Here is a 10,821-nt window from a genome sequence, read left to right as displayed (position 1 = left end):
GCGAGTACTTTCTGGGGGCGGCCATGGTCGATGTTCCTCTCATGAGAACCATCTGACCCTCTGTCAACACACTCCGCATCTCGGGGGAACCTCACCGTCCGCATACTGGCCCGGCGGACCGGGCTGGCCCTGGGCCTACCCGCGGTCCTGTTCGCTGTGTGGTGGTTCGCCACCGCGGGCAGCACCGACTTCTACGTCCCCCCGCTGTCCACCATCCTGGACAGGTTCGGCCAGGTGTGGACGGGCGAGCGGCTGCGCTCGGACGTCGTACCCAGTCTGATACGGCTGCTCGCCGGCTATCTCCTCGCCACCGCCGTCGGGGTCGGACTCGGCCTGGTGGTCGGCTTGCACCGCGGCGTGCGCGACGTCCTGGAGCCGGTCCTGGAACTCTTCCGGGCCATCCCGCCCCCCGTACTCGTGCCCGTCATCATGCTGTTCGCAGGCATCGGCGACACCATGAAGGTGCTCGTCATCGTCAGTGGCTGCATGTGGCCGATCCTGCTCAACACCGTTGAAGGCGTCCGCGCCGTCGACGAGGTCCTCGGCGACACCTGCCGTTCCTACGGCATCACCGGACCGTCCCGGCTGAGGCATCTGGTGCTGCGCTCGGCCAGCCCGCAGATCGTCACCGGCATGCGGCAGTCCCTGTCCATCGCGATCATCCTCATGGTCATCAGCGAGATGTTCGCCGCCAGCAACGGCATCGGCTTCACCATCGTCCAGTTCCAGCGCTCCTTCGCCATCCCTGAGATGTGGAGCGGCGTCATCCTCCTCGGCCTGCTCGGATTCGTCCTGTCGCTGCTCTTCCGCCTCGTCGAGAACCGGGTCCTGGCTTGGTACCACGGCCTGCGCCGGGCCCAGCGCAACCCCTGACAAGGAGACGTCGATGCTCGACGTACGCAAACTGCAGAAGATCTACACCGGCCGGAACCGCAGCGTCGAAGCGCTGCGGAACCTGACTTTCCACATCGGTGCCGGCGAACTCGTGTGCCTGGTCGGCCCCTCGGGATGCGGCAAGACCACCCTGCTGAAGTGCATGGCGGGACTGCTCACCCCGACCAGCGGTGAGATATGCCTGGACGGCCGCCCGGTGGACGGGCCCCCGCCCGGCATGGCCGTGGTCTTCCAGGAGTACGGCCGCTCCCTGTTCGCTTGGATGAACGTCCGCGACAACGTCGCCCTGCCCCTGCGCCGCAAGAAGCTCGGCAAGGCACGCGAGAAGGAACTGGTGGACCACGCCCTGGAAGTGGTCGGGCTCGCCGACGCCCACCAGGCCTACCCCTGGCAGCTCTCAGGCGGAATGCAGCAGCGCGTCGCCATCGCCCGCGCCGTCGCCTTCGAACCGAAGGTACTCCTCATGGACGAGCCCTTCGCCGCCGTCGACGCACAGACCCGCGCCGAACTGGAGGACCTCATCCGGCGGTTGTGGCACGAACTGGGCGTCACCGTCCTGTTCGTCACCCACGACATCGACGAAGCCGTCTACCTCGGCCAGCGCACCATCATCCTGTCCACCTCACCGACCGTGGTACAGGAGGACCTGACCATCGACCTCCCCGACGAGCGCGACCAGTTGCACACCCGCTCCAGCACCCGCTTCGCCGAACTGCGCGCCCACGTCTACGAGCAGATCCAGCGCGCCAAACACCACAACGGCGACACGGACATGCCAACGGCCGACCGCACAGGAGACCTCGCCCTGAAGAAGACCGAGTCGTCACCCACCCCGAGACCCGGAGCCGCAACCCATGGATGACAACGAGCACGAGGGGTACCTCACCCCTCCTTTCTCTCCGCCGCGAGGAGTCCTCATGCCTGACCTATCCCGTCGTGCCTTCGGTGGTCTCGTCGGCGGTGGCGCCGTGACCGCCGTCGCCGGTACGGCTACCGCCGCCGAGGCGGCCTCCGCCGAACGCCCGTTCAAGGCCCGCCCCGCCAACGCCTCGCGCAGACGCCCCAACTTCCTGATCATCCTCGGCGACGACCTCGGCTGGGCCGACCTCTCCTCGTACGGCGCCCCGCACATCAGGACGCCGAACCTGGACCGCCTGGCCCGCCAGGGGGTGCGGTTCACGGACGCCTACTCCGGCTCCGCGACCTGCTCCCCGACCCGGTTCAGCCTCTACACGGGGCGCTACCCGGGCCGCACGAAGGGTGGGCTGGCCGAGCCGATCGCCAGCAAGACGCAGGGACTGGACCCGAACCACCCGACCCTGGCCTCCCTGCTGAAGAAGGCCGGCTACTCGACCGCTCTGATCGGCAAGTGGCACTGCGGCTGGCTGCCGGACTACAGCCCCACCAAGTCGGGCTGGGACGAGTTCTTCGGGAACTTCGGCGGTGCGCTGGAGTACTTCTCCAAGCTCGGGCAGCTCGGCGAGTACGACCTCTACGAGGGCGACGCGGAGTACAAGGACCTGCGGTACTACACGACCGTCCTCACCGAGCGGGCCGTGGAGTACGTCAGTCGTGACCACGGCAAGCCGTGGCTGCTCAACCTCAACTTCACCACCCCGCACTGGCCCTGGCTCGCGGAAGGCGACGAGGAGACCAGCGCCGAGATCACTGCGAAGATCCGGGCCGCCACGACCCAGGCGGAGATCAAGACCGCCCTGAGCCACTACGACGGCGGATCGGTCGCGAAGTACACCCAGATGGTGGAGAGCCTGGACGCGGCCGTCGGCGAGGTGCTCGCCGCCCTGCGCCGCTCCAGGCAGGAGAACGACACCGTCGTGCTGTTCGCCAGCGACAACGGCGGCGAACGCTGGTCATACCTGTGGCCCCTCAGCGGAGCCAAGTCCAACCTCCAGGAAGGTGGTATCCGGGTCCCCACCATCGTCCGCTGGCCCTCCCGCATCGACGGCCACCAGGTCAGTCACGAGCCGAACTTCTCCCCCGACTGGACCGCGACCCTGCTGGAGTTGGGCGGCGCCCGGCCCGACCCGGCGTATCCACTGGACGGCACCAGCCTCGCCGGGTACCTGCTGCGGGGCGAGGAGCTGCCGGAACGGGACCTGTTCTGGCGCGTGCGGGACAACCGGGCGCTCAGACGCGACGACTGGAAGTACTACCGGGACCACGACGGTGCCGATCACCTGTACAACCTCGCCGAGGACCAACGCGAGCAGGCAGACCTCGCCCCGGACCAGCCGGAGCTGCTCGCCGAACTGAAGAAGGCGTGGGAGCGGATCGCGGGCGGGCTATTGCCGTATCCCGCGTCCTGAGGCGCGCGGGCGGTCCGGGCGGGGGCCCCGGGGGCGCGGGCCAGACCCGCCCGTGACGAGCGCGACGGCCGACCCGCCGAGCAAGCCGAGCGGGGTGGTGCTGGTCCAGCCCCAGCCTCCGCCCTTGTTGGACGCGAGCAGCAGGCACACCAGGCCGGCGGACAACCGTCCGGGGGGCGTACGCAGCGTATTGCTCCCGAACCCTGCCGACCAGGGAGCCCTGGAGACGTCGAGCTTCTACGGCGCTGGGCCCCGTCCCAGCAGTGCTGGCGAGGCGCGGGTCCGCGCTGACGAGCACGGACTCAAGCGAACGGCATGACCGGGGACCGCAGGCCGAGCCACTGCTTGGCGTCCCAGGCATGGAACCGCTCCACCTCGGTGAACCCCAGCTTTGCCGCGAGGCGCATCGAGCCGACGTTGGCAGTCTGGGTGCAGAGCACCACCGGCTCACCGGGAAGGACGCCGTCGAACCAGTCGAGTGCCGCCGCGCACGCCTCGGCGGCGTACCCGAATCCCCACGCCTGCGGCAGGAACAGGTAGCCGAGATCGGCCTTCCCCGCAGCAACCGGGCTACGGTGCTCCGTCGCTCTGCTGAGCAAGATCTGGCCAATCATCGCCCCATCGAGATCAACGACGAAACTCCCCGGCCACCGCTCGGGCACCCCAGGCATCTCGCGCTCAAGCTCGTGACGCGGCCGGGGGCCGCCGAGGTAGGTGTGCACCTCCGGCGACGCCAGCAGCTCGATGAACGCCGCACGGTCCCGGGCCTCGGAGTCGCGGAGCACGAGCCGTTCGGTCCTTATCGGAGCAGGTGGCCAGGCGACGGGTCCGAGCTCAGTCATGGCCGGCAACCTATCGCATACCCGTGAGGGGGATCCGAAAGGAGAAGACCCAGGCTGGAGTCCCACTCCCGCCGAGTCCCGATCGGTGTCAGGCAGCCGATCCACCAGCATCGAGGAACCCTTCTACCTGACTCCCGAGAAGCGGGACTTTCGTCCGAGTTCCGAGGGGCTGACCCGCAGGAATCCGGGAACTCGGGCGCTTCCGTGACCTGAACGACCAGCAGTTCTGGCGCGCGGACCTGCCCGACGGCGACGAACCGTCGGGATACGGGCCGCTGGGGGCCGCGTTCGCCGAGTACGGCCGGATCGACAAGACCATGCACCTGCTCGCCGTGGTCGACCCGGTCGACGACGCCTAGCGGCGGCTGATGAACCGGCAGCTCACCGTGCAGGAGTCCCCGCCATTGCCTGGCCCGTGCGATCTGCCACGGCGGCCGGGGCCAGATCCGCCAGGCGTACCGCGAGGGCCAGGAGGACCAGCTCGCCGCGCTCGGCCTGGTCCTCAACGCCGTCGTCCTGTGGAACACCCGCTACCTGGATGCCGCCGTCGCCCAACTCCGCGCCGAGGGCCACGACACCAAGGACGAGGACGTCGCCCCCCTCTACCCGCTCAAGGGCCGGCACATCAACTTCCTGGGCCGCTACCTGTTCAACATCAAGGCAAGCGGCCCCGGCCGGGACCTGCGCCCGCTGTGCGACCCGGATGCGCCCGAGCTGAACGAGGACGACAAGGCCCTGGACTGACCTGGGCTTTCCCAGGCTGCGCGGGTTTCTCTCGTTCTCAGCAGGCCATTGGCGCTGGCGATCGTCGATATGTCTCCTCGGCGTCGACCAGGGCGACGGGGCCGCCGCCCTTCGGCGAGCCGGTCATCGGCTCTACCGGCCCTGACTTGGCACGCTGGCCGTGGCCGCGGTGGGGTTGATCTCGGGCGGGCGTTGGCGGGCGAGAGCGGTGGCGGTCAGGGCGGTGACCGCCATCGCGGCGATGCCGACCAGCGCTGCGGTGGTGTAGGCGTGGTCGTTCGGGAAGAGATGACCGGTGTCGGTGCCGGTAGCCAGGACCAGGCCGCCTATCGCGCTGCCCAGGGAGTACCCGACGCTGCGGACGACGTAGTTGAAGCTCATCGCGCTCGACGTCTCGCTCTTGGGCGTGACGGCCAGGATGACGCCGGGCATGGCGGCTGAGAAGCTGCCGACGCCGAAGCCCAGCACACCCATCGCGACGAGCAGTTCGGCCAGGTTCGACCGGGCCGCGGCGAAGAGGACGAAACCGCCGCCGACGATGACGGCGCTGCCGGCCAGGAGCACGGGTGCGTCGATCAGCGTCCGAACCCGAGGCGTGAGTTTGCCGGCGACGAACCCCAGCACCGAGAACGGGACGAGGACCAGCCCGGCGACGAAGGTGGTCAGGCCGAAGCCGTAGCCGGCGCTGTGCGGCGTCTGCGCGTACCGCGTGATGAGCGTGAGCAGAAGGTACATGCCGATCCCGCCGACGAACATGGCGATGTTCGCGCCGGCGACCGCCGGGTGCCGTACCGCCCGGACATCGACCAGGGGGGTCTTGCTGCGCAGCTCGGAGGCGGTCCAGACGCAGAGCAGGAACACGGCGGCGACGGCGAGGATCACCGCCACGGTGAGGTGACGGCTCCACAGGCTCCTCTCGCTGGCGAGGAACAGGACGAGGAACAGCCCACCCGCCAGGACGAGCGCGCCCGGAACATTCACGTGAGCGGAGCGGCCTTCGGGAGCCGCGGGTAGGGAACGCCACGCGGTCAGGAAGGCGACAGCGGTGACGAACAGACCGAAGCCGTAGGCGGCCCGCACGCCGCCGATCTCGGCGAGCAGTGCGGTGAGCGGGTAGCCGACCCCGGCGCCGATGATCGAGACCACCGAGATCAGGGCGATCGTCGCCGTGCTGCGCTCCTCGGGAAGATGGTCCCGGGCCACGCCCATCATCAGCGCCGTCAGACCGACCCCGACGCCTTGGGCCGCCCTGCCGATGAGCAGGCCCGCGAACGGCAGTGGCAGCACGGTGAGCGCACTGCCGGCGACGACGATCGCCAGCGTGGCGAGGATCGTGGCCCGTCGGTGTGGGCCGGCGCCGAGCCGGCCGAGGACGGGTGTGGCGACGGCGCCGCTCAGCAGTGCGACGGTCAGCGTCCACTGCGCGCTGTCGAGCGAGACGTGGAACGTGGTCGCCACACTGGTGATCAGCGGCGTCCCGAGGCTGGCGACCGCCGCCACGACCAGGGCGATGAACATCAGGGCGGGGACCAGCAGCCGCGCCTCGGAGCGCTCCGGGGTGCGCCCCGTCACCGCTTCGGCCCTTCGCGGTCCTGGCTTTCGAGCTCTGCCAGGTGCGCCAGCGCTGGAAGCGCCGCCACCAGGGCGTCGACCTCGTCGTCGGCGAGTTCGTCGATCAGCCGCGCGAACGCATCGACGCCCGCCTGGTGCCGCGTCTGAACGTACGACGCACCGGCCTCGGTCAGACACACCAGCGTGACCCGCTTGTCGGACGCGTCGCCCCTCCGCTCGACCAGTCCGGACTCCTCCATCACCCGGACCAGGACGGTCATCGCGGGCTGGGTGACACCCTCGATCACGGCCAGATCGGTGATGCGTCGCGGGCCGGTCCTGTGCAGGGTGGCCAGGGTGGCGGCGGACGTGATGCTCATATCGCGTGGAAGGCGTCTCACAGCCCTGGTGGCCAGCCCGTAGAGGGCCGACCCGATCGCAGCGGATGCGCCACGAGTGGCATCTTGACGGCTCATGCGCGAAGCATACAATATTTATATGAATGCTTTATATATCTCTCGCCCCGAACGCCGTGCCCCAGCCCCGCACCCGGCGCACCAGACGGCGGTCGCCGTCGGCGCGATGGCGGACGCCGTCCGCCGCGCCCTGGCCGAAGACCGCGCCGAGGACGACATCACCACCCGCTGGGCGGTGCCGGACGGCACCCGCGCCCATGCGCGCGCCGTCGCCCGCCAGACAGCGTGATCGCCGGCACGGCGTCTGCAGCACGTTCCACCGTCGCCGAAGGCGCCCGGGGTGCTGAGGGGGACTTCGCCGGGACGCGAACCGGCAGCCGCGGGTGGCAGAGCCGAACCAGGCCGGATCAGCACGTCCTCACAAATGCCCGGTGATCCGTCACCGGGATCGATCGATCTGAGTGTCAATTCGAAGTCGGACATGTCCGGCCGAACACAGGAGGTTTCCATGGCCAAGGGCTACTGGGTCAGTGTCTACCGCGTCATTTCCGACCCTGAGAGGCTGACTGCCTACGACAAGCTGGCCGGTCCGGCCGTCCGAGCTGGGGGCGGGCGGCTCCTGTCCCGTGGTGGTCGAGTCGTCGCCCACGAAGCCGGAAACACGCAACGCGTCATTCTGATCGAGTTCGACAGCTTTGAACAGGCCGTCGCGGCATACGAGAGCGAGGCATACCAGAAGGCGCTGGTGACCCTTTCCGACGCCGTCGAGCGGGACTTCCGCATCATCGAAGGCATCGACTGACCGACGGGCTCAGCCATCGCTGAGCATCCGTCACCTGATACGCACACGGTGCTGAACGACGACTCACGAGACGAGGTCCGGGCCGGCTGGATCTTGAAGCCGTTGGTCAGCAGTTGGCCGAGGTGCGGGTCGAGCGGGACGAGCTGGTGGTGGCCGAGCGTGTCGTGCAGCGGATCAGCGAGCAGGGCTTCGGGGAGTACCTGTCGCTCGCGCCAGCGCCGGTCCAGGCGCAGGTGGGCGGCCAGTCGGTGCTGCTGATCCCGGTCCGCGCCGGCGACATCGGACCCGAGGTGCTGTCGGCGGACTACCGGCGCATCCTGGCGATCGTGCGCGAGGCGGCCGGGCCGGTGAAGGCCAAGGAGGTCGGCGCGGCGCTGGACCTGCCGGTCGAGGTGCGAGGAAAGCTGGAGCCGTTGCGCGGGAAGATGAACAAGCTCGCCGACCGCGGCTGGCTGCGCAAACTCGCCGACGGCCGGTTCCCGATCGCGTTCTGAGGGCGGTCGGGGCGCCCCTTACCGCCGGTGAGCCCACCGCGCTGACCCTGACAATTGTCAGGACCGTTTGGTTCCGGATCTCCCTACAGTTCTGAACGTCGGCAAGCAGCCCGTCTCGGGGCACTGCCGACCCGGAACAGGACCGCTTCCGGCCACACATCCTCATCTTCGTCCTTCGGGGGACAGACACATGAAGCGACTGATCAGCCGTACCGCCATGGGCCTCGCGGTGACCGCTCTCGCCGTCGGCGGCCTCGCCACCACGGCCCAGGCGGCCCCGGCCGCCGCAGCCAACAGCGGCGACCCGACCCTCACCGACGTCTACATCTGGGCCACCGACGTCAACCTGCGCCAGCAGCCGACCACTGACTCGCCGCGGCTCGCGGTCCGTTCGCAGTGGTGGGCAGACGCCCTGTGCCAGAAGCAGGGCCAGACCGTGCACGACCCGGCCGTAGGCACCAACAACTGGTGGACCGCCGTCATGGAGTTCTCGGGCAGCGACCTTGCCTGGGTGAACAACCTGTACATCCGGGGCGGCGAGAAGATCGCCGGAGTCCCGGACTGCTGACGCACCGTTCCCTCCACAGGCCTGCGGCGGGTCACCGGGAAACCGGTGGCCCGCCGCAGGCGTGTGCACGCCGAAGGGGCGGACCGGAGTACCGGCCGCCCCCGTGGGGTATGTGGTGCGGCTCAGTACCAGCCGGTGTTCACCAGATCGTGGCCGTCGCACGCGAGCAGGGCGCGCGAGACGCGGTCGTTGAGGTTGTTGCCCATCATCGTGTAGGCGTAGTTGATGCCGGAGTCGACGGTCTCGGAGACCCAGCCGTCGACCCGGCCCACGCCGTTGTCGGAACGCTGCAGTACGGCCGCGCAGCCCGCCCGGGAGTTCTCGATCCGGGCGAACGAGCCGCACTTGTCGGAATAGAAGTACTTCAGGGCCATGCCCTCGGCGAACTGGGTGGGCCCGATCTGCCGGAACGTGCCCGTGCAGAACGAGGTGGTGGGGTACTGCCCCTCCTGCCCGTAGGCCCCGTAGTCGCCGCCCGAGAACGGCTGGGCCTGGGCGGAGGCCGGAAGGAGCGCCATCACCGCGGCGGCGCCCCCCGCGGCCAGCAGTGTCCTGAGTGATCGGCGGCTCATGAGCCCTCTTTCGTGTGTCGGCGATTGATCCGGTCGTGTGCGACGACCCGCCCCCGGCCGGCCGTCGCTCACTGGTCGTGACCGTACGGGGCGTCGCCGCACCGCCGACACCTGACACTTATCAGGGTCGAGTCCGCAGGTCGCCCCGCGCTGCCGGAACCCTGACGTTCGTCAGGACCGCCGCCCCGCCCGGACTCCTATCGTGACGCCGCGGGCCAAAGCCCCGTAGGACAACCCCCGGCGACCCAGAAAGGGCAACCATGCGCATGCTGCTGCGCGGTGCCGCCACACTCGCGGCCGTCGTCACGGTTGCGTCACTCACCAGCGGTGCGACAGCACAGCCCCGGACGGGCAAGGCGGCCGAGACCGCCGGGACCGTCCAGACCTCCGCAGCCGCCCAGATCCCGCCCGGCGTCACCGCGGGCGTGGCCGTCTTCGACCGTCGGACCGGCACGTTCACCGAACAGGTCAACGAGAGCGCGCAGTTCCGGTCCGCCTCGGTCGTCAAGCTCCTGCTGACCCTGGACTTCCTGTGGGACCGCGGGCCGGACTACACCATCCCCCCGGCCGACCGCGCCCGGCTGGAGCCGATGCTGCGCGGCAGCGACGACGCCGCCGCGAACCACTACTGGTCGACGTACGGCGGCCCGGCGATCATCAACCGGATGATCGCCCGGCCCGCGCTCGGTCTGCTCGACACGGCGCCGCCGCCCGCCGAGTACGCGGACTTCTGGGGCTACACCGCTCTTTCGGCCCGGGACACGGTCTCGATCTACCGGTACATCCTGGAGAAGGCGCCCGCCCCCGTCCGTGACTTCATCATGGACAACCTGCGCCGCTCCACTCGCTGCTCCTCCACCGACCACTTCGACCAGCACTTCGGCATCGCCGGGTCGTTCGACCGGCCCTGGGCGGTGAAGCAGGGCTGGGCCGGGACGTACGCGAAGGGCACGTGCGGTGCTCAGTCCCCGTCCTCGGGTACGCCGGCGGAGTCGGCCGCGCCGGCTCCCCGCGCCGCCGCGGCCGTGGACCTCACCCGCCCCGCACTGCACACCACCGGCACGGTCGGCGCGGACGACCGTGCGATCGTGGCCGTGCTGACGCTGCACCCGGTCGGCACCTCGTACGGCAAGGCGTACACCGATGTCGGCCGGCTGACCCGCTCGCTGAACGTGCCGGGGGCGAAGCGGCCCGCCGGTACCTGGTTCGGCACCTGGGGCGAGTTCGTGAACGTCCGCAAGGGCCCGGCCACGGGCGGTGACCGGATGACGCAACTCCCGGCCGGCGTCGAGGTCCTGGTGGGCTGCCAGACCCGGGGCGAGGTGGTCAGTGTGCCGCCCTACACCAACGAGTGGTGGGCCTATCTGCCCCAGTACGGGGGCTACATCTCCAACATCTACATCAGCTCGCCGGACAACCGGCTGCCGGACGTCCCGGAGTGCGGCCAGCCGCTGCCGTGACGGGAACGGGGGACGAGCGGTGGGGGGGGGGGGGGGGGGGCCCCCCCCCCCCCGCGCGGGGGGGGGGCGGGCGGGGGGGGGGCGGGGGCGCGTAGCCACGGGCGCAAAGGGCCGCGCCCCCCCGGGGAGGCCGCGCCCCGCCGAAGACGAG

General features: G+C 69.9%; 12 protein-coding genes and 1 pseudogene. 9 read left to right on the top strand and 4 right to left on the bottom strand.

Annotated elements, in window-relative coordinates; translation table 11 throughout:
• Window positions 1–147 precede the first annotated feature (147 nt).
• From ACIBAF_RS43050 to ACIBAF_RS43040, 3 genes are read left to right on the top strand one after another with little or no spacing between them, the layout of a single operon-like run.
• A complete protein-coding gene (locus ACIBAF_RS43050; RefSeq protein ID WP_399471189.1) occupies window positions 148–873 on the top strand; it encodes an ABC transporter permease in 726 nt (241 codons plus the stop codon).
• A 13-nt stretch (window positions 874–886) separates the two neighbouring features.
• A complete protein-coding gene (locus ACIBAF_RS43045; RefSeq protein WP_399471179.1) occupies window positions 887–1,756 on the top strand; it encodes an ABC transporter ATP-binding protein in 870 nt (289 codons plus the stop codon).
• A gap of 55 nt (window positions 1,757–1,811) precedes the next feature.
• Window positions 1,812–3,221, top strand: a complete 1,410-nt coding sequence (locus ACIBAF_RS43040) for a sulfatase-like hydrolase/transferase (protein WP_399471177.1) — start codon at window positions 1,812–1,814, stop codon at window positions 3,219–3,221.
• 302 nt (window positions 3,222–3,523) lie between these two features.
• Here ACIBAF_RS43040 and ACIBAF_RS43035 read toward each other — a convergent pair whose 3' ends face one another.
• Window positions 3,524–4,063, bottom strand: a complete 540-nt coding sequence (locus tag ACIBAF_RS43035) for a GNAT family N-acetyltransferase (RefSeq protein ID WP_399471175.1) — start codon at window positions 4,061–4,063, stop codon at window positions 3,524–3,526.
• Window positions 4,064–4,242: 179 nt separating this feature from the next.
• On the opposite strand from ACIBAF_RS43035, the pseudogene ACIBAF_RS43030 reads away from it, so the two are divergent.
• Window positions 4,243–4,807 (top strand): annotated as a pseudogene (locus ACIBAF_RS43030) (Tn3 family transposase); the annotation flags it as partial.
• 132 nt (window positions 4,808–4,939) lie between these two features.
• Here the strand turns inward: ACIBAF_RS43030 and ACIBAF_RS43025 are convergent.
• Window positions 4,940–6,325 (bottom strand): MFS transporter, encoded by a 1,386-nt coding sequence (locus ACIBAF_RS43025; RefSeq protein WP_399471187.1) that lies wholly within the window; start codon window positions 6,323–6,325, stop codon window positions 4,940–4,942.
• 50 nt (window positions 6,326–6,375) lie between these two features.
• Window positions 6,376–6,738, bottom strand: coding sequence for a MarR family winged helix-turn-helix transcriptional regulator (locus tag ACIBAF_RS43020; RefSeq protein WP_399471173.1), 363 nt, complete (start codon window positions 6,736–6,738; stop codon window positions 6,376–6,378).
• Between the two features lie 118 nt (window positions 6,739–6,856).
• Here ACIBAF_RS43020 and ACIBAF_RS43015 point away from each other — a divergent pair, with 118 nt between their 5' ends.
• From ACIBAF_RS43015 to ACIBAF_RS43000, 4 genes are all read left to right on the top strand, one after another.
• On the top strand, window positions 6,857–7,063 hold the full coding sequence (locus tag ACIBAF_RS43015) for a hypothetical protein (protein WP_399471171.1): 207 nt from the start codon (window positions 6,857–6,859) through the stop codon (window positions 7,061–7,063).
• A gap of 219 nt (window positions 7,064–7,282) precedes the next feature.
• Complete coding sequence (locus ACIBAF_RS43010; protein ID WP_399471169.1) at window positions 7,283–7,576, top strand: DUF1330 domain-containing protein; 294 nt, start codon at window positions 7,283–7,285, stop codon at window positions 7,574–7,576.
• A 122-nt stretch (window positions 7,577–7,698) separates the two neighbouring features.
• The gene (locus tag ACIBAF_RS43005; RefSeq protein ID WP_399471185.1) at window positions 7,699–8,070 is read left to right on the top strand and encodes a hypothetical protein; all 372 of its coding nucleotides are present in this window, start codon (window positions 7,699–7,701) and stop codon (window positions 8,068–8,070) included.
• Between the two features lie 190 nt (window positions 8,071–8,260).
• Window positions 8,261–8,638, top strand: coding sequence for a peptidase M23 (locus ACIBAF_RS43000; RefSeq protein WP_334581866.1), 378 nt, complete (start codon window positions 8,261–8,263; stop codon window positions 8,636–8,638).
• Between the two features lie 122 nt (window positions 8,639–8,760).
• Here the strand turns inward: ACIBAF_RS43000 and ACIBAF_RS42995 are convergent, their stop codons facing one another.
• The gene (locus ACIBAF_RS42995) at window positions 8,761–9,210 is read right to left on the bottom strand and encodes a hypothetical protein (RefSeq protein WP_399471167.1); all 450 of its coding nucleotides are present in this window, start codon (window positions 9,208–9,210) and stop codon (window positions 8,761–8,763) included.
• A gap of 260 nt (window positions 9,211–9,470) precedes the next feature.
• Between ACIBAF_RS42995 and ACIBAF_RS42990 the strand changes: the two genes are divergently transcribed.
• Entirely contained in the window at window positions 9,471–10,670 is a 1,200-nt protein-coding gene (locus ACIBAF_RS42990; protein WP_399471165.1) for a hypothetical protein, read from the top strand.
• The last annotated feature ends 151 nt before the right edge of the window (window positions 10,671–10,821 follow it).

The sequence above is a fragment of the Streptomyces sp. NPDC051677 genome, from assembly GCF_044453465.1.
Taxonomy (GTDB): domain Bacteria; phylum Actinomycetota; class Actinomycetes; order Streptomycetales; family Streptomycetaceae; genus Streptomyces.
This window is presented reverse-complemented; position numbering and strand designations above follow the sequence as displayed.